Below are 23,617 nucleotides of genomic sequence, written 5' to 3' on the forward strand. Positions count from 1 at the left end.
CCTGCCCCTATTTCGGTGTCAGGAAACCGCGATCACTGTCGCCGGTGATAAAGGCCACCATCTCGCGCACATAGTCGCTGTCTGCCTCTTCGGACAGGCGGGCTGCACGGTCCTGAAACGATCCTTCACCCTGCTTAAGCATCAAGAAAGCCGCTCGTAGGGCGGTGATGTCGGCACGGTTCACACCGCGACGCTTGAGCCCAACAAGGTTCAATCCGTCCAGCTCGCCGCGAGGGCCTTGGACAAGAGCGTGCGGCAGGACATCTGCGGTCACCATGGACAGCGCGCCGATTATCGCACCACGACCGATGCGCACCCATTGGTGCAGGCCTGACAAACCGCCAACAATCACGTCATCTTCGATCACCACATGACCAGCAACGGCCACGTTGTTTACCAAGATGACGTTGTTTCCGATCTGCGCATCATGGGCCACATGGCACCCAGCCATAAAGAGCCCATCATCACCCACACGGGTGACATAGCCCCCGCCCGCTGTTCCGGCATTCATGGTCACGTGTTCGCGGATACGATTGCGTTTGCCAATGACCAGTTTTGTGTCTTCGCCCGCGAATTTCAGATCCTGCGGGATCTCACCAATGACCGAGAATGGAAAGACGATTGTCTCATCTCCAATCTCGGTGTCGCCAGTGACAACCACATGAGATTTCAGCACCACATTTGCACCCAGTTTGACCTGAGCCCCGATGGTGCAGAACGGGCCAACTTCGCAATTCGGCCCGATAGCGGCACCTTCATCAACGATGGCGTTGGCGTGAACTTGTGCAGAAGGGTCGATGCCCATCGCTTAGCCCTTTCCGCCCGTGACGTCGATCATCGCCATGAACGTCGCCTGACAAGCCACTTCGTCGCCGACTTTCGCAACACCGTCAAATTTCCACACCTTTGCGCCGCCACGTAGGGTTGTCACATCCAGTGTCAACACGTCGCCCGGAACGACCTTGCGGCGGAATTTCGCACTATCGATCCCCATGAAATATACCACGGCACCCGACCCGACGAGGTCCAGCGACAAGGACACCATCACGGCTGATGTCTGCGCCATCGCCTCGATAATCGTTACGCCGGGCATGATTGGAAGGCCCGGGAAATGCCCTTGAAAATGGGGTTCATTCATCGTGACCATTTTGATGCCACGAGCAAATTCCCCTTTGCGGATGTCTTCAACACGGTCGACAAGCAAAAACGGATAGCGGTGCGGGATACATTCCTGAATAAGCTGAATATCAGCTGTGCTGGGCACATCGACCATGTCTGTTTTTTCCTTCTATCCGTGCGCTTAGCGCCTCATAGTTTGTTGTCCGTGATTAACAGTCGATCCTACCCGAAACAATCGGATTCAGTTTTCTTCGCTGTCATCCGCTGGTGCGATTGTCGGAGTTGTTGGCTCATTCTCGTCTTGAGGAATGTCAGTAGACGTGAGTCCATCACCTAGTTCACGATCGATCCGTGCTACAGCCAAATCGGTGATGTCGATATTCTGCGTCGACAGCAAAATCGCTCGGCGGTCGATAATTACGACTGCACCAAGCTCTCGTACGAGTTCCCCCAAGATAGGGCCGATCCTATCGAAAAACTTTGATTGCTCTTGCTCTAAGACCTGCGCAAAGGCCTGCCCCTTCACTTCAACTTCAGAACGTAAGGTGCTGACTTTCTTGTCAAAGGCGTCGGCTAAAACCCGAAATTCAGCGGAGGTCATCGACTTTCTTTGCTCAGTTAGGCGCTTTTCTTCTTCTGCTAATTCGGCTTCGGTGGCGCGAGCCTCTTGCGCAAGCCGCGCCTGCTCCACCTTTACCGTTTCCACAACACGCCGACCATAGGCGGTGCCCGAGAACAAGCTTTGTCGATCAATGGTTACAATCTGCGATACGGACTGGGTTTCAGCCTGTTGGGCATGTCCAGCAATTGGTGCACAAGCCACACCGCCTGCAAATGCCACTGCGCTTGCTTTGATAAGCTTCCTAAAAAAAGTGCCTCGGTGTTGCCGAGGCACTTTCTGATCAGAACTGAGCCGAGATTGTAAGCTCGAAGTTGTTTTCTTCGTCATAGTTTTCCTTGGCCAGAACCTTGGAATAGTTGAAGCGCAGCGGACCAATTGGTGTTTCCCAGAAGACCGAAGCGCCGATTGAAGACCGAAGATGCGCACTGTCATCAATTTGGCCACCCAGCGTATCATCAAGGCCCCACAAAGTTCCGGCATCAACGAAAACACCACCAGAAATGCCGTACTCTTCCGGCAACCCGAGCGGGAACTGTGCCTCAAGACGCGCCACAGCGAACATGTTGCCACCGACGGTATCCCCGGATGTGTCATCTGCTGTCACAGACGAAAAATCACGTGGGCCGATGCCGTTGGTCGCAAAACCACGCAGCTTGGAGGGTCCAAGACGAAAACGATCCGTCACACGAGAGCTGGCCCCATTCAGGCTTTTCAGCATCCCACCTTCCATTGTTGCAAGAAGCGTGACCTGGTCATTCCAAACTTTTGTTTGGGCCTGTGCCAATGCAGTTGCACGCGCATATTGATAATCGGCACCTACACCGCCGATGTCACCGTTTAGTTGGAACAGCAAACCACGGTTGGGATCAAGCCCAGTGCGACGCGTATCATAGCTATACGAGAAACCAACTCCGCCGCCGATCTGACGCCCGCGCGCTGCTTCCTTCAAGATCAGGTCGGATTTTAGGTTATCTGTCTCAATAAGCTCTGTGCCTTCAGCGAAAACCCGCAATCCTAGCCTCGAATACTCGTTGATCGGGAAGGCAAGCGACGGACGGAACGCCAATGAACGCGTATTGTAGTTGGCGGACGCCTCATCGGTAGATTGATAGAAGGTTTCAAACCCAAATTCTAAATCACGGCCCAAGAAAGCCGGTTCTGCAAACTTGAACGAGAAATTGAGGCTGTCAGATGAATTCTGGAAGCTCGCAGACAAGAACTGCCCACGTCCCAGGAAGTTACGCTCTGTAAACGCTAGGTTTAGACCAAAGCCGTTCTCAAGGCTGTAAACACCGCCCAGACTTAGCGAGCCGGTCGGCGCTTCCTCGACATCAACATCAATTACAACTTGATCAGGCGCAGAACCCGGTCGCGCTTCGACCTGTGCATCAGCAAAGAACCCAAGTGCACGGACACGTTCGGAAGCTTCGCGGATTTCACGTGGGTTAAAAGGGTCACCTTCAACGATGCGGAACTGGTCACGCACAACGCGGTCCAGCGTCGTGGCATTGCCCTCAATGTCGATACGCTCAACAATGATGCGCGGCCCACGGGTCAGGACAAGTTCGATGTCCAGCAGCTGGTTGCGCTCATCACGCGTGACGCGAGGCTCTACACGGACGAAATCTAGCCCTTTGCGGATCGCAAGGCGTTCCATGCGCGCAATGGCATTGTCCAGCTGTGCCGGGCTAAAGACGTTGCCCGATTTGATGTTCTGAGCTGCTTGGAATTCGTCAGCATTCACACCGTCGACTTCAGAAACAGTCGTGATCTTACCGAACCGGTACTGCTGACCTTCTTGCACCTGAAAGGTGATGAAGAAGGCGTCGCGCTCACGAGAGAACTCGCTGGTGACACCTGTCGTTTTGAAATCGACATAACCACGAGACTGGTAGAAGTCTTTCAGAACTTGCTTGTCAAATTCGATGCGGTCCGGAACGTAAGAATCGCGCTGGATGACCGCACGCAAGATCCCAGCTTGTTTGGTTTCAAGCACGCGACGCAGACGAGGGTCCGAAAACTTTCGGTTGCCGACGAACGACAGGCGCTCGACTTCGGTATTTTTGCCTTCGATCACCTCAAAAACCAGATCAACGCGGTTGTTCGAGCGACGGATGATTTTTGGTGTAACCCGCGCCGCCAAGCGACCTTGGGCCTGATAGACCTCAACAATGGTTTGCACATCCTGCTCTGCCGTTGCCGGGCTGAACACCCGACGCGGTTGAGACTTCAATAGAGGCTCAAACACATCATCTTTGATTTTCCGGTTCCCCTCGACAGACACAACGTTGATCGTTGGGTATTCGCGAACCTTGACGACAAGAACATTCCCGCGGGGAATAATCTGCACATCTTCAAAAAGACCTGAGCCAACAAGGCGTTGATATCCGTCGTTCAGCTGTGCTGCACTGACAGTCTCGCCCTGAGCAATTCCCAGATAAGATAGAATGGTCGCAGCTTCGATCCGCTGCGTTCCTTCAATCTCAACTTTGTTAAACGAATAAGCCTGTGCCTGAACTGGTCCCGGAGTTGTGGCAGCAACCCCTGAAATTGCTAGAAAAATAGCCAGTCCGCTGCAGCTTGCCAGACCTTTGAGCGTTTTTACTGCGGCTGTACCTGCCGCGCTGCTCGCCCCCTCAAAAAATGTCATATTTCTATCTTTCTTTAGACATCCCATTAGTGACGTGGATAAGGCGTCAAACCCGTCTTGTCAAAGCGCGAAACCGGGTGTTTGCGAGGTGTTGCACATCGGGTTGCACATTGCCGGCGACCCCACGGAAAGCATGCCCCCCAATCATACGGGAAATACAGTCAGGTTTCGTTGCATGATAGCGTGCCAGCACAACCAGATTGAGTCTGACGACTTAAGAAGTTTTGCCCTGCTGGGCCTTCGCTTCTTTGACTTTCACCGCAAGATCCTGCGCGATCGAGAAAGCACCTTTGATTTTGTCAGACGTTTTACGCCAGTCCCGTCGCACAACGATCTTGTTGTCGCGCACTTTTGCCATACCGTTTTGCGCCTGAATGAACTCAACCAACCCAACAGGAGATACAAATTTGTCATTGTGGAACTGGATGGTTGCGCCCTTCGGACCCCCATCCAATTTGGCAATGCCCGCGCGTTTGCACATCCCTTTGATGCGAACGACCAGCATAAGGGTGTTCACCTCTTTTGGCAGCGGACCAAAACGGTCAATCAACTCGGCTGCGAACCCTTCCAGTTCTACCTTCTTGGACAAGGACGACAGACGACGATATAGGCCCAAACGCACATCCAAATCTGGCACGTAAGTGTCTGGGATCAATACTGGAACGCCAAGATTGATCTGCGGGGCCCAGCTGTGATCAGCCTCGGACAAGCCTTCCAACTGGCCGGATTTAATCTTGGCGATCGCCTCTTCCAGCATCTGTTGGTAAAGCTCATAGCCCACTTCACGCATCTGTCCGGATTGTTCTTCACCAACAAGGTTGCCAGCCCCCCGGATGTCCAAATCCTGACTGGCCAGCGTGAAGCCTGCGCCAAGCGTATCAAGCGATCCCAAGACCCGCAGACGTTTCTGTGCGGTCGGCGTCAAAGGTGCGCGTGGTTTGGTGGTCAAATAGGCATAGGCGCGTGTTTTTGAGCGTCCCACCCTGCCCCGGATCTGATACAGCTGCGCAAGACCGAACATATCTGCGCGATGCACAACCATCGTATTGGCCGTCGGGATGTCGATCCCACTTTCCACAATCGTTGTCGCCAACAGAACGTCGAACTTGCCATCGTAAAAGGCGTTCATCCTGTCGTCCAACTCCCCAGCCGCCATCTGCCCATGCGCAACGACATAGCTGACCTCAGGCACATGATCTTTCAGGAAAGCTTCGATGTCCGGCAGGTCCTTAATGCGCGGAACCACATAGAAGCTTTGACCGCCGCGATAATGCTCGCGCAGCAGGGCTTCGCGGATGGTGACGCCGTCAAACTCTGACACGTAAGTTCGGATCGACAGGCGATCGACCGGAGGCGTTCCGATGATCGACAAATCACGCACGCCCGACAATGACATTTGAAGCGTTCGGGGAATGGGCGTGGCTGACAGAGTCAAAACATGAACGTCAGACCGCAATTCTTTAAGCTGCTCCTTGTGGGTCACGCCAAAGCGCTGTTCTTCATCTACGATCAGAAGACCAAGGTTTTCGAACCGCACATCTTTGGCCAACAACGCATGCGTACCCACAACGATATCCATCGTCCCGCGGGACATGCCTTCACGGGTGCGCTTTGTTTCGGCCTGCCCCACAAAGCGCGACAACTGGCCCACATTGATGGGAAAACCCCGGAACCGCTCTGAGAAGCTTTTGAAATGCTGCCGCGCCAAAAGCGTTGTGGGCGCAATCACAGCAACTTGCTGACCGGACATGGCCGCGACAAAAGCCGCACGCATCGCAACTTCGGTTTTACCAAATCCAACGTCGCCACAAACCAATCGATCCATTGGGCGCCCCGAGGCAAGGTCTTCAATGACATCCTCGATGGCAGACATTTGGTCATCTGTCTCTTGATATGGGAAACGGGCCGCGAATTCTTCCCAAGCGTGATGCGGTGCTTCCAACAATGGGGCTTTTCGCAATTCACGTTCAGCGGCCAACCGGATAAGCTTGTCCGCAATCTCGCGAATGCGTTCCTTTAGCTTGGCTTTCTTCGCCTGCCATGCCCCGCCGCCCAGCTTGTCCAGCAGTCCTGTGTCCTGACCAAACTTGGACATAAGTTCAATGTTTTCAACGGGGACAAACAAACGGTCGCCGCCTGCATATTCCAATGCAAGGCATTCATGCGGTGCCCCCATCGCAGTGACGGTTTCAAGCCCATTATATTTGCCGACACCGTGATCGACGTGAACAATAAGGTCCCCTGGCGACAGGCTTTGCGCCTCGGTCAGGAAGTTTTCAGCGCGGCGCCTGCGCTTGGGGGCACGGATCAGGCGATCGCCCAGAACGTCCTGTTCAGAAACCACCGTCAGGCCGGGGCCTTCGAACCCATGTTCCAGAGCCCAGACCGCAAGATAGATGCCACCCGAACTGTCAGGCACATCACGGAAGGTCTTGATCAAAGTGTTTGTGATCACACCTTCATCAGACAGCAATCCCTGCAACCGTTCGCGCGCCCCTTCCGAATAAGACGCCACGATGACAGGCTCATCATCTTTTGCCTCAATATGATCTGCCAGAGATTTGAAAAGGTTTACATTTTCCTGCTGGCGTTCGGGCGAGAAATTGCGTCCAATACGCCCCCCACCATCCACGACACTTGCACCCGTGGGCTGTGGCAATGCTGACAGTTGGACCACGCGGCGGCCTTCTAGCGCAGTGGCCCAAGCGGGATCGTCGAGATACAGAAGATCAGGGGGGCACGGCTTGTAAACGCTGTCCATCCGGTTCTTGGCGTTCATCGCGATTTTGCGCGTTTCATACTGATCGGTGATGGCGTCCCAACGGGCAAGCCGCGCGGGCTCTAATCCATCATCCAGCATCACCGAAGCGGACGGCAGATAATCGAACAGAGTTTCCAGCTCTTCGTGGAAGAAAGGCAACCAATGCTCTATGCCCTGATGCTTTCGCCCGGCGGAAACCGCTTCATAAAGCGGGTCATCTGACCCCGCTGCGCCGAACTCAATTCGATAGTTTTGGCGAAACCGCGTAATTGCCTTTTCGTCCAGTATAACCTCGGACACAGGGGCCAATTCGATCCCTTTTAAGCTATCCGTAGTCCGTTGGGTTGCAGGATCAAACCGGCGCACGCCATCCAGAACGTCGCCAAACAAATCCAACCGAACCGGACCGGTTTCGCCGGGGGGAAAGATATCAATGATGCCGCCACGAACGGCAAAATCTCCGGGCTCCATCACGGTCGGAGACTGCGCAAACCCCATTCGAACCAGAAACGCGCGCAGAACGTCGACATCAAGCAGCTGATCAACTTGGGCCGTAAAGCTTGATTCAGCCAAGACAGCGCGCGCCGGAAGGCGCTGCGTCACGGCATTCAGCGTGGTCAACAAAACGAAACGGCCAGAAATCTGCCCAGTGGCCAACCCTGCCAACGTGGCCATACGCGCAGAAGACACATCCGCATTCGGGGACACCCGATCATAGGGAAGACAGTCCCAACCGGGGAACGAAATACAGGTTACATCCGGCGCAAAAAAGGCCAATGCAGCTTGCATCGCAGCCAGTCTTTTATCGTCACGCGCAACGTGGACAACAGGTCCGCCATTGCGGTCCAGCTCTTTCACCAAAAGGGTTGCGTCGAAGCCCTCGGGGGCGCCAGAAAGTATAAGCTTGTCCATGCGGCGGATGTATCTTTGCAATTGGGGCCATGCAAGGGGCCTGAGAGTGTAACGGTTACCTCAATGCGCCATAGCTGAGGTTGTAAAACATACCCCAAGATGCAGTTACGAAAATCGAGATCATACCGACGCCCTGTATTATCAGGCGAAGGCGGGACAGCCGATCACGAAGTGATCCACCAGAAAGCGCCTCGCGGTCGATAACAATTGCAGTACGTACAGAGAGAAACGCGACGAACATCATCGGTAGAATTAACAGAAGAACTGCTTGTGCAAATTCAATTCCATACCAAGCTCCTAACGTCACAAGCGACGACAGCATGGCCGACGCCGTTAGCATCAACCACAATCCGGACTTCTCTGAGATCGACAGCATTCGATTACAATTCACCCGAACAATTGCCTCAAGATCTTCCTGAGCTTGCCCTTCATGACGTGCGGCGCGGTGCACCAGGTCATAGGGGACCCCGATGATCCAGTGACTGGCCGTTGACCAAGTCACGGCAAGCGCAATCCAGTACCACAGATTGGAAAATGACCGCATATCGATAATCTCGAAAACGGTAGAGTAGATGTCCAAACCTTGTTCCCCTATCTGTGGTCAAGTTTGAACCACCCTAGCGACGGGCCGGGGTGGGTTCCAGCGCCAAAAGGGTAAATTTCCGGGAATTGCAGACTTGTGATGTCACCAGCCACATGGCAGGAAGTTTAGAGCAAAACAAACTGCCGGGCTCCGGTCGCGGCATAGCCAAGGAATGCCACGTGAGCCGCACATCTCAGCCCAACACCGTAGCCCCCTTCCCGGCCTTTCGTTTGCGCCGCACGCGATCCTCGGGGGCGTTGCGCGATTTGGTGCGGGAAACGACGCTGAGCGCTTCGGATCTGATCTGGCCGGTTTTTGTCGTTGAGGGTGAGAATGTCGAGCAAGACATACCCTCGATGCCCGGTGTGACACGTAAATCCGTGGATTTGGTTGTAAAAGCTGCTCGGGAAGCAGCTGCGTTGGGAATTCCGGCAATCTGCCTGTTTCCCTATACCGACCCGGCCCTGAAGACTGAGGCATGTGAGGAAGCATGGAACGCGGACAACCTGTCCAACCGTGCGATCCGCGCCATTAAATCTGCTGTACCCGACATCGCTGTCATGACCGACATCGCATTGGACCCGTATAACGCCAACGGCCATGATGGCATTGTGCGAGGCGGCGAGATCGTGAATGACGAGACAGTCGAGGCTTTGGTGAAAATGGCATTGGCGCAGGCGGAAGCTGGCGCTGATATCCTGGGCCCGTCAGATATGATGGATGGCCGGATCGGCGCAATCCGCACCGCGATTGAAGCCGCGGGCCATCATAACCTGACGATCATGAGCTATACCGCCAAATACGCCAGCGCTTTCTATGGGCCATTCCGGGATGCGGTTGGTGCCTCTGGCGCGCTGAAAGGCGATAAGAAAACCTATCAGATGGACCCCGCCAACAGCGACGAAGCCATGAGGCTTGTTGAGCGTGATCTTCAAGAAGGTGCCGATATGATCATGGTCAAACCTGGCATGCCGTATTTGGACATTTGTCGGCGCGTGAAAGACAGCTTTGGGGTGCCGACCTTTGCCTATCAAGTATCTGGGGAATACGCGATGCTGATGGCCGCTGCGCAGAACGGTTGGCTGGATGGCGACAAGGTTATGGAAGAAAGCTTAATGGCTTTCAAACGCGCAGGTTGCGACGGAATCCTCACCTATTTTGCACCGCGTATGGCCCGCATCTTGGCAGCTCGGTAATCAGCTGCTCAAAGACAGGCAGAAAATCGCAAGCTTCTTTACTTCTGGGTGACAGGCTTGGCGTGATCCGCTATATTTTGTGCCAAAGCGGACAAAGATCCGCATTCGAGCAACCAGGTCGAACTGTGCCGAGGCGGTATAGCGACCCAGCATGAGGCACAAAGGCAAACACATGCAAACATCAGATATCTCTCGACGTGGCTTTTTGATCGGGGTCGGCGGCGCTGGCGTCGCACTTGCAGCTTGCGACAACAGCATTGGATCAAGTGGCGGCGCACGGATCGATGCGCGCGCAGACAGCACCTTGGCATACCTGTACAACCGCTATCCCGGCGCACGGCAATTGGCCGAGAAATCTACGGGCCAACTGATCATGCCGCTGGTGACAGAAGCTGGCTTTGGTCTTGGCGGGGCTTACGGGCGCGGTGCGCTGCGTATCAATGACGTGACGGTTGACTACTACTCGCTTACCCAAGCAAGTGCAGGGTTGCAGATCGGCGCACAGCAATTTGCTCATGTCCTGTTCTTCATGACCGACGAAGCGCTTCAGGATTTCCGCGCCGATGCAGGCTGGGTTGCATCTGCTGACATCAAATACGCCTTCCAGAACGAAGGTGACCGTCTGACCGCAGATACGATTACGGCATCATCACCCGTCGTCGCTGTGGTGTTCGGACAAACCGGTCTGATTGCCGGGGCGTCGATTGAAGGGGCCAAATACACGCGGATCATTCCCTGATCCATTGCGCGATTTTCAAGTTGTAAGGGCGGCCATGTGCCGCCCTTTTCTTTGTTGAATTCTATCAATCCAACGCGCGCAAGCGTTTGATCAGACTGGATGTGTCCCAACGTCCGCCACCCAGTTTCTGAACATCTTTATAGAACTGATCAATCAACGCGGTGACGGGTAAGCTCGCACCGTTTTCGTTTGCAGTGTCCAGACATATTCCCAGATCTTTGCGCATCCAATCCACGGCAAACCCGTGGTCAAAGTGATCATCGGCCATGGTTTCATGTCGGTTGACCATTTGCCAGCTGCCCGCCGCCCCGCCTTGGATCACGTCCACGACCTCGCGAATGTCCAAACCGGCCTTTTCAGCGAAATGCAGTCCTTCGGACAGGCCCTGAACCAATCCGGCAATGCAGATCTGGTTGACCATCTTGGTCAGCTGACCGGCACCACTGTCTCCAAGACGTTTTACCGTGCGGCCATAGCTTTGCATGATCGGCTCAGCGGCCGAGTACGCATCGACGTCCCCGCCACACATGATCGACAACACACCGTTCTCAGCGCCGGCCTGACCACCGGAAACGGGTGCATCTACGAACGAGATATTCTTGCTAGACGCCTCAGCGAACAACTCGCGTGTCACGGCGGCTGAAACCGTCGTGTGATCTACAAATATCGCGCCCTCTGACATGCCCGCCAGCGCGCCGTCACTTCCTGACACCACCGACCGAAGATCATCATCATTACCGACACACGCCATGACAAAATCTGCGCCCGCGGATGCTTCGCGCGGGATCGCAGCCCGTTTGCCGCCATGTTCGTTGGCCCAAGCCTTAGCCTTGGTGGCGGTTCGATTGTAGACGGTGACCTCGTGCCCCTGAGCCACCAGATGCCCGGCCATGGGATATCCCATTACGCCCAAGCCTAAAAACGCACATTTTGCCATCTCGCGACCCTTTCGTTGTAATCTGTCTTAGGTCACAGTAGTTACCGCTGGCGAAGGCAAGGTCAACGGGCGTTTCATGCGTCAGAGACGGAAGTTAGGTTAGGGCATGGGCAAGTTCATTTTATGGCTGATCCGCGGTGTTGCCGCCGTGTTGGTTCTGGCTGTTTTGGCAATCTCGATGGTCTATTACTTGGCCTCGCAATCCCTACCCAATTATGACGTCACCCGCCAGACGCCCGGCATCACCGCACCGGTCGAGATCATACGCAACAACGCCAACATTCCGCACATCATGGGTGCAAATGACAGCGATGTGTTTTTTGGGCTTGGCTATGTCCATGCACAAGACCGCCTGTGGCAGATGATGATGATGCGGCGCACTGTTCAGGGACGCTTGTCTGAGGTCTTCGGAAGACGCACCTTAAAAACAGACGAGCTGATGAGACGTCTGGATCTTTATAACTTGGCGCGATCTTCGTTGGAGTTTCAAAACGAAGACACCAAGGTCGCTTTAAATGCCTATGCCTCGGGCGTAAATGCCTATCTGTCGCGTGTGAACACCGAAGCACTTGGACGCGGCGCGCCCGAGTTCTTCCTGTTCTCAAACGAGATCTCGCCATGGCAACCCGCAGACAGCCTTGCCATCCTAAAACTGATGGGAGTGCAGCTGTCGGGGCAGCTTGAAGACGAAGTCCTGCGCGCCCGCATTTCCCTTGCTCTTCCAGAAGAACGTGTGAAGGACATCCTTCCTGACATGCCGGGAAAAGGCGTTGCCGCCCTGCCCGACTATGCGTCGCTATTCGATGGCCCGCGGGCAAATTTCGCCACCTATGCACCCAACCAAACCCGCCCGGCGATGTGGCCTAGTCCAAAGCGTGGCTTTGCAGGGGCATCAAACGCTTGGGCGGCCGCACCAGTTCGTTCGGCAGCCGGGTCAACCTTGCTTGCCAATGATCCACATCTTGGCTTCAGCGCCCCGGCCATTTGGTATCTTGCCCGTCTAGAGCTGAGTTCTGGCGGTATTATTGGCGGCTCGATCCCCGGAATGCCGCTTATCCTTGCGGGCCGGTCCGAGGGCTTTGGCTACGGAATTACTTCGTCTTACCTGGACGATCAGGATCTTCACCTTGAAAAACTGAACCCGGAAAACCCGGACGAGGTGAAGACGCCAAAGGGCTTTTCACCCATCATCACTCGCCCGACGATCCTGCGAATTAAGGACGAGGCCCCCGTCACCGTGACCATGCAATGGTCCCCCAACGGTCCCATTCTTCCCGCCGAGATGTATGGGCTGGGGCTGATTACCCCTCCCGGGCATGCCATGTCGCTGTCTTGGACCTTGTTGACCGAGAAAGACAGGTCAATGAGCGCAGGGGTTGGACTCATGCACGCTCAGACTGTGATGGAGGGTATTGCGGCGACAGCGGACTACGTGTCCCCAAGCCTTACACTGACACTCGCGGATCACGATACGATTGCGATGAAAGTCATCGGTCAGATGCCTGGTCGTGACCTTCGGCACCAAACCCAAGGGCGTATCCCCAGCCCCGCCTGGAACAAGGAAAACCTGTGGGGAACAGCCCTGAGCTATAGCGCCAATCCTGAATTTGTTCAGCCCTCAGGCGGGATTTTAGGGAACACCAACAACAAGATCATTGATCGCCCCTTCCCGGCACATATGAGTTTTAACTGGGGTGACAGCCAACGGATTCAGCGTTGGAAACGCCTTATGCAAGCCCGCGAAGTTCATACGCGTGACAGCTTTATCGAAGCTCAGCTGGACAGTGTTTCCGTGACCGCACGCACGTTGTTGCCACTAGTTGGCGCCGATTTATGGTTCACCGGCGAAGCCGCACCCGCAGGAACTTCCGAACGCGATCGGCAGGATGCGTTGAAGCTTTTGGCCAACTGGAACGGCGAAATGAATGAACACATGCCCGAGCCTCTGATCTATTCGGCTTGGATACGCGCCCTTCAAAACCGATTGATCCGGGATGAACTTGGACCGCTGGCCGAAGCGTTCACACATGTCGACCCATTGTTCGTGGAGCGCGTATATCGCGATATCGAAGGCGCATCCGTTTGGTGTGATGTCATCCAATCCGCTGCAACCGAAACCTGCACGGATATCGCGCGTGTTGCGCTGGATGATGCTTTGCTGTGGTTGTCCGAGAATGCGGGGGGGAAACAAGAAAGCCTGCGTTGGGGCGACTACCACCAAGCCGTACACAAACACGCCGTTCTGGGTGACGTGCCCTTTCTGAAATGGTTTGTGAACATCCGCCAGTCGACATCCGGCGGTGACAACACGCTGTTACGCGGATTGACGGCAGGCACCGGTAAAAACCCCTTCCAGAACGTTCATGGCGCAGGCTATCGCGGCATCTATGACTTCTCGGATCCAGACAGTTCACTGTTCGTCACCTCGACCGGCCAATCGGGTCACCCGCTGTCCCGGCACTATGATGATCTTGGGGAACTGTGGCGGCGCGGAGAATTCACCCCAATGTCATTGGACCCAGAGCTTGCCAAAGCTGCAGCCGTCGGCGTCACACGTCTGCTTCCTAAGCCCTGATTAAAAACCGTCTCGGGTTACGATGGCCATTCTTTTCCCCTTATTCAGATTCTCGATCTTCAATTAGAACACGAACACAGAGATCGAAAAGGATTTGGAATGGACAACGTTTCTCAGGGAATGGGCTGGCTTCAAGCCAATGCAATGAACGTGCTTTACGTCGTCGTTATCGCCGTCGCGGCCTATTGGGTGGCCGGTTTGGTTAAGCGGCTCGTCATCGGCTTTGGTAAAAGCCACGAGGCACTTGACGAGACCTTATTCCACTTCCTTGGTTCCATCGCACGATATGCGGTGTTGGTTTTCGCAGGATTGGTTGTTCTTGATCGCTTCGGCATTGAAACGACATCTCTTGTGGCCATCCTTGGTGCAGCCGGTCTGGCTGTTGGGTTGGCACTGCAAGGTACCCTGTCCAGCCTCGCTGCGGGCATCATGTTGATCATGTTCCGCCCCTTTAAAGTAGGTGACTTCGTTGAAGCTGCAGGCACTTTCGGTAAGGTAGATTCAATTACCTTGTTCACCACAGACATGATCACTTTTGACAATCAGCACATCATCATCCCCAATTCCGAGATCTGGGGCACCAAGATCACCAACCACTCACACCACTCTATTCGCGGGGTCGATATGGTTGCCTCGGTCGCTTATGGAAGTGACATCAAAAAGGTGAAGGCTTCGATCGCCAAAGTTCTGAAAGCCAATGAACATGTGCTGTCTGAACCAGCGCCCTTCGTTGAAGTGGAAACGCTGAATACGTCTTCGGTTGATATCCTTGTGCGTCCGTTTACCGAAGGTGCGCATTACTTCGACGTCAAATACAGCCTACCCCAAGCTATTTACGAGCAATTCCGGAAAGATGGGATCGAGATCCCATTCCAGCAGATCGTCGTCCATAACGCCATCTAGCGCGTCCCCAAACTTGGACGATGTGGCCACTCACGGCCAGAAGGCCATCCCTCGGGATGGTCTTCGTTCGTTTGGGGACAAAATAATTAGAGTGCGGCGAATTCAGCGGCTTGCCGGTCAGTCCATGTAACCGTGACGGCCCAACCCTGTTCCCCTGGATCTTCATCCTCAACGATGCCTTTTTCGAAAAGCCATGCGCGTTTCTTACCTTCAGAGAACGCCAATTGCAGAATCTCGGTCCGACGTGGCTCATCAAGCGCTGCGTCGATGGCAGAGACCAGATCATCAAATCCTTCGCCGGTGATCGCAGAAAGCGTTAGGATATGATCTGACCGCGAAGCTTCCTTACGGCGAGCCTCGGCATCATCGTCGTCCAGTAGATCAAGCTTGTTCCAGATCTCAAGCTGTGGGGTCTCTTCATCTACGCCAAGTTCGGCCATGATGGTTTCCACATCGCGCGCCTGTTCGTCCGTGCCTTCATGGCTGATGTCGCGCACGTGTAGGATCAGATCGGCGGCCAGCACTTCTTCAAGTGTGGCGCGAAAAGCGGCGACCAGCTGGGTTGGCAGGTCAGAGATGAACCCCACCGTATCGGACAAGATCACCTTACGCCCACCACCTTGTTCAGGTGTTTTCCCGGCCGCAGGCAATTCAATTTGGCGCATGGTTGGGTCAAGTGTGGCAAAAAGCATGTCTTTGGCCAGCACCTTCGCGCCCGTCATTCGATTGAACAGCGTCGACTTCCCCGCATTGGTATAACCCACAAGGGCCACAATCGGGAACGGAACTTTGGCCCGTGCTGCACGGTGCAGTTCACGTGTTTTAACAACCTTTTCAAGCTGCTTACGCAGTCGGTTCATGTGATCGTCGATGGCGCGTCGGTCAGCCTCGATCTGGGTTTCGCCGGGTCCACCAACAAACCCAAGACCACCACGCTGGCGCTCAAGGTGGGTCCAAGCGCGCACCAAACGGGTGCGTTGATAGCTTAGCGCCGCCATTTCAACTTGCAGCACGCCTTCACGGGTACGCGCACGATCCGAGAAGATCTCGAGGATCAGACCCGTGCGATCAAGGATTTTCACATCCCATTCTTTTTCCAGATTGCGCTGCTGAACCGGGCTGACAAGACCATCAACCAACACAAGGTCAACCTCGGCCACTTTCAGGCGCTGGCTCAGATCATCAAGCTTTCCTTTTGAAAAAAGCTTGCCGGGATGGGGATCGCGCAGGCGCACAACCTCAGACCCCAGCACCTCAAGGTGCGGAAGCGCCGAGGCCAAGGACACGGCTTCATTCAACGCCGGGCCCGAAGCCCGTCGACTGGAGTCTGAGGTCAGTTCCGGGTGAAGGACCCAAGCGCGGGTGGCCTTCTCCTCTTGTTCAATGAGGTCTGTCAGCTTTCTTCGCCGTCATAAAGATTGATCGGTTGGCCCGGCATGATGGTCGAAATCGCATGCTTGTACACAAGCTGAGATTGCCCATCACGGCGCAATAGTACGCAGAAGTTGTCGAACCAAGAAATAACACCCTGAAGCTTCACGCCATTGATCAGAAAGATCGTCACAGGAACTTTCGATTTGCGGACATGATTCAAGAATGCGTCTTGTAGGTTTTGCTTATCGGCAGCCATCGTTTTTTGCCTTTTTTTTCTCGTGCTGCCGTTTCCCGGCAGGGATTTCACCTAATAGACACTATGAACTGCTCGTTTGGGTGTTTCCACCCCCAAATTGCGCCGCCTTAGATGGGGTATGGCATGTAAACAACAGGGCAAATAACACGCTGGAAAAGCACGTCTTTCTATCGACGCCATATATCAGGGCTTAAAAGTGCAATAATGGCAAGTGTTTCCAACCGTCCTAAAATCATTGCCCCGGTCAGAACTAGTTTTGCAGCGCTGGAAAGATCTACGACAGACAGCGGATCAACCGCAGCGACATTCACGATAGGACCCGTTGTTGTCAGGGCAGCAATCGACAGGATAACCGCACTTTCAAAGTCCTGCCCCGTTAGTGCAAAAAATGCCATCACAAGTGCCACGGACAACGCCATAAGCATAAAGAAAACCCAGGCCATATATGCGCCACGCCCACGCAAGTGGCGGGCTTCGGTTCCTGCCCCACCTACCGAAGACGGATGAACCAGCTTCTCCATCTCGCGAAGTCCGTGCAGATACAGCGCGTAGACACGCATCAACTTTGCCCCGCCCGCTGTTGTCGCAACGCCACCGCCAATCAAGGCCAGCCCCATCAACAAAAGGCCCGGTGTGCTTAGCCCAGACCAGTTTCCACTTGCCTCCCAAGCCTGGCTTTCAAAGCCAGACGTTGTGAGGAAGGACAGCACGGTAAAGAGAGACCCCCAAAGGGAGGTAAGGCCTGCAACGACATTCAGTTCCTCATCGACCTCATAGGCACCAACCCAATGGCGCAGAAACAGAAATCCCGTCAGTGCCACGGTGATCACGGTGGCCAGTCGAATTTCAGGGTCCTTCCACAAAGACGGCAGTTCGCTGGTGTTCATATCGCTGGCAAAGGTTTGACGGGAGATTGCAAAGACTAGAAATGCAGCGATCATCACCTCGCCGCCAAAGCCCGCGACCCCGCCGGACAGGCCGCCCACAGGGGATATCCCACTTGTAGAAAGGGTCGACATGGCGTGACACAGCGCGACAAACGGGCTTTCACCGGCGATGACCAACCCGACCCACAAAGCGGCTGTCAAACCAGCATAGATCGGCAACAGCCGCACGCCGTAGGTTCTGATCCGATCCGAGAAATCTGCAACCCGCGTGATCTGACTGTGCCCTGCCCCCAACCGGGTATCGAGCGCACTTCCGCGCGCCCCAAACCGCGTGCGGACCTCAAACCCGCCCAAGGCCATTGGGGCCAAAATGGCAATCGCGCCCACCCAAATGTAAAAGCCGCCCATCCAGCCGACCAGAGCCCGCCACAGATGCAATGATTTGGGCAAACGGTCTGCGTCTGGAAACAGGGTGAGACCCGTTGTGGTCAGGGCCGACACCATCTCGACATACGCGTTTAGAAAGCTGGTTGTTCGCACGGCCTGATGGAAGGGAACCGCCAACATAAGCGGCAGCAAAACGAATAGCCCCAATAGCGCCATCAAGTGGCGGCGGTGTCGTGTAGATCTGGGGCGGTCTGCCATGGCGATGGCCAGAAAGAAGGTTATGAAACCAAACAGCAGGGCACCATACAGAAACACACGCCCCTGATAGTATTCCTCGACCGTCCAAGCGTATCCCGCTGGCATCAGCATGGTCAGCACGCTGATCCCCATCAGGATGACAAGCAGCGGCAATTTGGTGATCTGCGTCAGCATATGGCGATCCTAGAAGAAATCGATCGAAACCTGCAGCAACCGTTCAACTTCCGGCACATCGGCGGCCATGCAGAACAATGTGACCACATCGCCCTCGTCGATCCTGACTTTGCCTGTGGGCTTCACCACGGTTTCGCCTTTCATGACCGCTCCGACCAACACGCCTTCGGGAAAATCAACGTCCCGGATTGCCTTGCCAGCGATGGGAGAGGTCGACAAAACCTGAGCCTCGATCACCTCAGCCTCAGCGTCGCCCAAGGAATAGACTTCGCGGACTTTACCATGCCGAATGTGACGCAGGATCGAGCTGACAGTCTGGGTGCGCGGGTTGATGTAGGCATCGATATCCAATGGCTCCATCAATCCAACCAGCGTCGGATCATTCACAAGAGCAATGGACATGGCACAGCCTTCCGACTTCGCCCGGACTGACGCCAGCAGGTTCACCTTGTCATCATCGGTGACCGCTAAAATAGCATCAGCGCGGGGTACGCCCGCCTCTTTCATCAGTTCGCGGTTCATCCCGTCGCCGTGCAAAACGACGGTGCGTTCAAGCGTATCTGCAGCCCGTTCGGCCACACCGCGATCCAGCTCAATGACCTTTGCGCGGATCCTGTCGGTGCGGGTTTCAAGCTCGCGCGCAACCGCAAGTCCAACATTGCCGCCCCCAAGGATAACAACGCGTTCCTGACGGCGGGTGGATTTGCCAAATACTTCGAGCGTGCGATTGACGTCTTCGCTGCGGGTGAAGACATAGATTTGGTCACCCGCGAACAGTTGGTCACCCGGCTCGGGCGCAAACAGGCTTTTGTCGCGGCGAATACCAACAACAATTGCACTGAGCGTCGAAAAAAGGTCCGTCAGCTGGCGCAACGGCGTGTTGATTACCGGGCAATCTTCGCCCAGTTGAATGCCCAAAAGCTGAACCTTCCCCCCAAGGAAGCTTTCAATATCAAAGGCGGATGGCGCCTGAATGCGTTTCAGGACAGCCTCGGCCACTTCGCGTTCAGGGCTGATAACCACATCAATTGGCAGGTGATCGCGGCGATAGAGATCCGCGTAGATCGCATCCAGATAGCTTTGCGACCGCAGGCGCGCGATTTTGCGTGGGATCGAAAACACCGAATGGGCCACCTGACAGGTGACCATATTCACTTCGTCCGAATAGGTCGCGGCGATGATCATGTCGGCATCGCGCGCATTGGCACGATCCAGCACGTCCGGGTGCGACGCATGACCGGCGATCCCTTGTACGTCCAAGGTATCAGTCGCACGGGCCACAAGTTCGGGGTTGTTGTCTACAACGGTGACGTCGTTCTTTTCGCCCGACAAATGGCGGGCAATCTGCCAACCAACCTGCCCTGCACCGCAAATGATAACTTTCATCCGGCCTCCTTGGAACGCCCTACCGCTTCAACCACGCCTGACAGTCACGCAGCTCCTTTGAAGGGATGGCAGATGGGCGCGAAAGGGTCAATGCCCGGCCGCGTCGTGTGTTACCGGGAGACTAGGTGTCACCATATGCTCACGCCTCAGCGGATTCCTCTTCTTCGCCAGCAACATAGGCCATACGAGCCCCAGCTTTTGACCCAGTGACAACACCAAGCGACTTAAGTTTTCGGTGCAAGGCGAGATCTCTCCATTCCGACAAAATTCGCAGTCCGCGAGATATTGCCGCCGAAACGGTTGATCTGGGTTAACAGATACTCGCGTTCAAACGCTTCGCGCGCTTCGCGAAGCGGCATCATCGCCAAAGCCCCAGAGACGACAATCGCCTGATCGGCCCCTTCGTCTGCAGACGCTTCTTGCCCCGGAAGTTCGGAAGCAGCGATTTCATCCGTGCCGTCACCAAGGATCAACACCCGCTCGACCACGTTTTTCAGTTGGCGGACATTCCCAGGCCATTGCATGGTTTGCAGCATCGCCTGAGCGTCTTCAGCCAAATCGCGCAGGGGCAAGCCTTGTTCGGCGTTAAACACCGTGATGAAATGTGCAGCCAGCTCTGGAATATCCTCGCGCCGTTCATCCAACGGCGGCACCGCAATCGGAACCACATTCAAACGGTGATACAGCTCTTCTCTAAAGGTTCCAGCTGCGATCTCACTCTGCAGATCACGGCTTGTTGAGGATATGACCCGTAAATCGACCGAGACCTTGTCTGCACCACCTACCCTTTGGAACCGTTGATCGACCAACACGCGAAGGATCTTGGACTGCGTCCCAACTGGCATGTCGGCAACTTCGTCGAAATAGACGACACCGCCATTGGCCTCTTCCAGCAATCCCGGTTCGATCCCACGTTCTTCGCTTTCTCGGCCAAACAGAACTTCTTCCATACGATCCGCTTCGATCGAGGCCGAATTGACGACAACCAAGGGCGCTGACGCACGATCAGAATTCGCGTGAATATAGCGGGCGGCAAGCTCTTTCCCGACACCAGCCGGGCCGGTCAGCATCACACGACCGTTTGATTTGGTCACTTTTTCAAGATTAGATTTCAATGCCTTGAAGGCCGAACTTTGTCCAACCATCTCGGATGGGAAGCTATCGCGCCGCTTAAGCTCTGTGTTTTCACGACGCAGGCGGCTGGTTTCCATCGCCCGTGTGATCACAACCATTAGCTGATCAATATTGAAGGGCTTTTCGATAAAGTCGTAAGCGCCTTGCTTGATCGCAGCGACGGCGATTTCGATATTTCCGTGACCGGAAATGATTACCACCGGAACTTCAGGGTGTTCGCGTTTCACCATCTTCAAGATGTCGATCCCATCCATGGCGCTGTCTTTCAGCCAAATGTCTAGGATCATTAACGAAGGCAGCTCTGCCTTAACCTGTGCCACCGCCTCGTCCGAGGTGCCTGCAAGCCGGGTCGAAAAGCCTTCATCCTCCAAAATATCGGAAATCAGCTCACGAATGTCCCGTTCGTCATCAACAATCAGAATATCGCTCATGTGGGGTCTCCTGTTTTAACGACATTGGCATCACCACCTGCAGTGCTCTTTGGCAGGAAAATGCGTGCCATCGCGCCAAAATGTGCGCCGCCGTTTGCTTTTTCTGTTTCAAAGACGGGGGCATCTTCCAAGCTCAACCGCCCGCCATGTTCTTCGATAATTTTCTTCACAATGGGCAGCCCCAGACCGGTGCCCTTTTCGCGTGTTGTCACGTAAGGCTCAAACAGTCTGGCACGGTCTTCTGGAAGACCAATACCATTGTCCGCGATCGTGATCACAACACCGCCTTCACCCTCGGACATAGCGACTTTTATCTCTGCTTTATGCCCGTCTGGCTTTTCATTTTCGTACAAGGTTTCAATAGCCTCTCCTGCATTCTTAATCAGGTTGGTCAAAGCCTGACCGATCATGGTCTGGTCGATCTCGATCAAGACTGGGTGATCAAGAAGTTCTGCTTCGATCCGAACGCCTTCCTGACCGGCATCCTGCAACAGTACAATGTCTTTCAGAAGCTTCGTCAAATCCGTTTCACGCCGTTCCGGTTCAGGCATACGGGCGAATTTTGAGAACTCGTCCACGATGCGTCGAAGGTCGTTTGTCTGGCGCACAATCACATCTGTGTATTGCTCCAATGCCTCCACATCCACGCCATCAACAAGGGAAAACTTGCGCTTGATCCGTTCAGCCGACAGCTGGATCGGGGTCAGTGGGTTCTTGATCTCATGGGCAATTCTTCGGGCCACATCGCCCCAGGCCGCCATACGTTGTGCCGACACAAGGTCGGTCACATCGTCAAACGCGATCACGTAGCCTTCAAGCCCACCATCGTCGTTGCGACGCATGGCGATACGCACCAGCAGGTTTTCTTGCTTCCCATTCCGCGTCAGACGCATTTCTTGTTGGGCGCTTTGCTGACCATCGCGTGTCACAGCGTCCAACAATGGCTGAAATTCAGGAACAACAAGCGACAGATCATGCTCTTGCCCGTTTTCGTCCCGTACATCCAAAAGCAGTTCCGCAGCTCGGTTCAGGAACGCCACTTGCCCGTCCGCATTCAAACCAATGACACCACCCGTAACCGAGCCAAGCACGCTGTCAAACAAACGACGGCGTCGTTCAATCTGTTCGGTGTTTTCCAAAAGCCGATCGCGCTGCCCCTTCAACCGGGTTGTCATCTGGTTGAAATAACGCCCAAGCATCGAAAGCTCGTCATCACCCTCTTCCTCGATGACACGTACATCCAGATCCCCTGCACCGACCCTTTGGGCCGCACTGGCCAGACGGCCAACAGGGCGCGACAAACGCTCGGCGAACCACATCCCCATCCAAATCGCGGCAAGGATCAGAATAGCCGCAAAGCCCAGATAAATAAGGCCAAATTGGAACAGACGCTGTCCGCGTTGCGATTCAAGTTGATTGTATACGCGTGCGGCTTCCTGCGTTTCGTCGGCAAGATCAAGAATGTCGCCGTTCACGTCGCGTGTTAGCAAAATGTAATGGTCGGTGAACTCTCTTAGTCGGATCAACACTCGGAACTCGTTGATCATCCAGTCCTCGATGACGACGGCCTCACCTTCTTCAGCTTTGGCAAACTGTTCAGGAGTTGGTTGTTCATAGTCAAACAAGTAGGATCTGGCCCCGCGCACACGGATCGTGCCGTCGCCTGAAATCACATAAGCCTCGCGCAGGCCGCGTTGAATACGCTCTTGTGCTTGCTTCAGGAACTGACCCAGCTCTGCGTCTGTCAGCAACAGTTGCGATTGGCGCTGCAGCTCTAGAAACGCAGCAATTGCGCGTGCATCTTGGACCAGCCCATCGCGGCTTTCTTGTTTATAAGCTTCAGCCGCAGCACGAGAATTGCCGACCACGGTGCGAACCCTATCTGAGAACCACCCTTCAAGCCCCATATTCAGCGTGAGCATCGCGAAAATAGCCACAAGGATAGTTGGGCTAAGCGCGATCACGGCAAAGACACCCGTCAGACGCAAGTGCAGCCTCGACCCAGCACTTTCTTTGCGGCGTGCTGCGATCATGCGACCGACGCCAGTCATCACCAGCCCCGCCACCAAGATCACATAGATAATGTCTGCCAGAAGAATCAGCCGGAGCGCTTTGCTGTCCGCGCCCTGAGCGAAGGGGCCAAGCACAAGGAAAGTGGTGACCGCCAAAACCGGTCCCAACACAATCATTCCAAATGCGCCATAAGAACTGTACCTGCGCCAGCGACGCAAGGACAAATAACGCTCGTAATTCGATTTCCGCACCGCGCGCTGCGCCACTGTGCTCACCCTGTAAAAATTCTGTTCACCGCCTCAAGCGAACAGGTACCACCT

Annotated in this window: 16 protein-coding genes and 1 pseudogene; 4 read left to right on the forward strand and 13 right to left on the reverse strand. The window is 54.8% G+C overall.

Annotated elements, in window-relative coordinates; genetic code table 11:
• Positions 1-7: 7 nt before the first annotated feature.
• The 6 genes from lpxA to AC0L6A_RS09720 form a co-directional block, all read right to left on the reverse strand.
• The gene (gene lpxA / locus AC0L6A_RS09695) at positions 8-805 is read right to left on the reverse strand and encodes an acyl-ACP--UDP-N-acetylglucosamine O-acyltransferase (protein WP_473289617.1); all 798 of its coding nucleotides are present in this window, start codon (positions 803-805) and stop codon (positions 8-10) included.
• A 3-nt stretch (positions 806-808) separates the two neighbouring features.
• A complete protein-coding gene (fabZ, locus tag AC0L6A_RS09700) occupies positions 809-1,273 on the reverse strand; it encodes a 3-hydroxyacyl-ACP dehydratase FabZ (protein ID WP_473289619.1) in 465 nt (154 codons plus the stop codon).
• 87 nt (positions 1,274-1,360) lie between these two features.
• On the reverse strand, positions 1,361-2,068 hold the full coding sequence (locus AC0L6A_RS09705) for an OmpH/Skp family outer membrane protein (RefSeq protein WP_473289621.1): 708 nt from the start codon (positions 2,066-2,068) through the stop codon (positions 1,361-1,363).
• Positions 2,022-4,391, reverse strand: coding sequence for an outer membrane protein assembly factor BamA (bamA, locus tag AC0L6A_RS09710; RefSeq protein WP_473289623.1), 2,370 nt, complete (start codon positions 4,389-4,391; stop codon positions 2,022-2,024). Before bamA ends, AC0L6A_RS09705 begins: the two co-directional genes overlap by 47 nt.
• A 214-nt stretch (positions 4,392-4,605) precedes the next feature.
• Positions 4,606-8,064: a transcription-repair coupling factor gene (mfd, locus tag AC0L6A_RS09715; RefSeq protein ID WP_473289626.1), complete on the reverse strand. Its 3,459-nt coding sequence runs from the start codon at positions 8,062-8,064 to the stop codon at positions 4,606-4,608.
• Positions 8,065-8,119: 55 nt separating this feature from the next.
• Complete coding sequence (locus tag AC0L6A_RS09720) at positions 8,120-8,644, reverse strand: component of SufBCD complex (RefSeq protein WP_473289628.1); 525 nt, start codon at positions 8,642-8,644, stop codon at positions 8,120-8,122.
• A 182-nt stretch (positions 8,645-8,826) separates the two neighbouring features.
• Here AC0L6A_RS09720 and hemB point away from each other — a divergent pair, with 182 nt between their 5' ends.
• Both hemB and AC0L6A_RS09730 read left to right on the forward strand, forming a co-directional pair.
• The gene (gene hemB, locus AC0L6A_RS09725; protein WP_473289630.1) at positions 8,827-9,843 is read left to right on the forward strand and encodes a porphobilinogen synthase; all 1,017 of its coding nucleotides are present in this window, start codon (positions 8,827-8,829) and stop codon (positions 9,841-9,843) included.
• A gap of 172 nt (positions 9,844-10,015) precedes the next feature.
• Positions 10,016-10,582 (forward strand): lipid-binding SYLF domain-containing protein, encoded by a 567-nt coding sequence (locus tag AC0L6A_RS09730; RefSeq protein ID WP_473289632.1) that lies wholly within the window; start codon positions 10,016-10,018, stop codon positions 10,580-10,582.
• A 64-nt stretch (positions 10,583-10,646) separates the two neighbouring features.
• On the opposite strand, the gene AC0L6A_RS09735 is transcribed toward AC0L6A_RS09730, so the two are convergent.
• Positions 10,647-11,519 carry an NAD(P)-dependent oxidoreductase gene (locus AC0L6A_RS09735; RefSeq protein WP_473289634.1) on the reverse strand — a complete coding sequence of 291 codons (873 nt, stop codon included), beginning with the start codon at positions 11,517-11,519 and terminating at the stop codon, positions 10,647-10,649.
• A 106-nt stretch (positions 11,520-11,625) separates the two neighbouring features.
• Here AC0L6A_RS09735 and AC0L6A_RS09740 point away from each other — a divergent pair, with 106 nt between their 5' ends.
• Both AC0L6A_RS09740 and AC0L6A_RS09745 read left to right on the forward strand, forming a co-directional pair.
• Positions 11,626-14,094 carry a penicillin acylase family protein gene (locus tag AC0L6A_RS09740; RefSeq protein ID WP_473289636.1) on the forward strand — a complete coding sequence of 823 codons (2,469 nt, stop codon included), beginning with the start codon at positions 11,626-11,628 and terminating at the stop codon, positions 14,092-14,094.
• Between the two features lie 99 nt (positions 14,095-14,193).
• Positions 14,194-14,997 (forward strand): mechanosensitive ion channel family protein, encoded by an 804-nt coding sequence (locus AC0L6A_RS09745; RefSeq protein ID WP_473289638.1) that lies wholly within the window; start codon positions 14,194-14,196, stop codon positions 14,995-14,997.
• A gap of 86 nt (positions 14,998-15,083) precedes the next feature.
• Here the strand turns inward: AC0L6A_RS09745 and hflX are convergent, their stop codons facing one another.
• The 6 genes and pseudogenes from hflX to AC0L6A_RS09775 form a co-directional block, all read right to left on the reverse strand.
• Complete coding sequence (gene hflX, locus AC0L6A_RS09750) at positions 15,084-16,382, reverse strand: GTPase HflX (RefSeq protein ID WP_473293449.1); 1,299 nt, start codon at positions 16,380-16,382, stop codon at positions 15,084-15,086.
• 8 nt (positions 16,383-16,390) lie between these two features.
• Positions 16,391-16,627: an RNA chaperone Hfq gene (hfq, locus tag AC0L6A_RS09755; protein ID WP_133488330.1), complete on the reverse strand. Its 237-nt coding sequence runs from the start codon at positions 16,625-16,627 to the stop codon at positions 16,391-16,393.
• Between the two features lie 167 nt (positions 16,628-16,794).
• Complete coding sequence (locus AC0L6A_RS09760) at positions 16,795-18,333, reverse strand: TrkH family potassium uptake protein (protein ID WP_473289641.1); 1,539 nt, start codon at positions 18,331-18,333, stop codon at positions 16,795-16,797.
• Positions 18,334-18,342: 9 nt separating this feature from the next.
• Positions 18,343-19,719, reverse strand: coding sequence for a Trk system potassium transporter TrkA (gene trkA, locus AC0L6A_RS09765; protein WP_473289643.1), 1,377 nt, complete (start codon positions 19,717-19,719; stop codon positions 18,343-18,345).
• Between the two features lie 139 nt (positions 19,720-19,858).
• A pseudogene (gene ntrX / locus AC0L6A_RS09770) lies at positions 19,859-21,284 on the reverse strand (nitrogen assimilation response regulator NtrX).
• Positions 21,281-23,473: a sensor histidine kinase NtrY-like gene (locus AC0L6A_RS09775; protein WP_473289644.1), complete on the reverse strand. Its 2,193-nt coding sequence runs from the start codon at positions 23,471-23,473 to the stop codon at positions 21,281-21,283. Before AC0L6A_RS09775 ends, ntrX begins: the two are co-directional and overlap by 4 nt.
• Between the last annotated feature and the right edge of the window lie 144 nt (positions 23,474-23,617).

Source organism: Aliiroseovarius sp. D2-2, assembly GCF_055809455.1.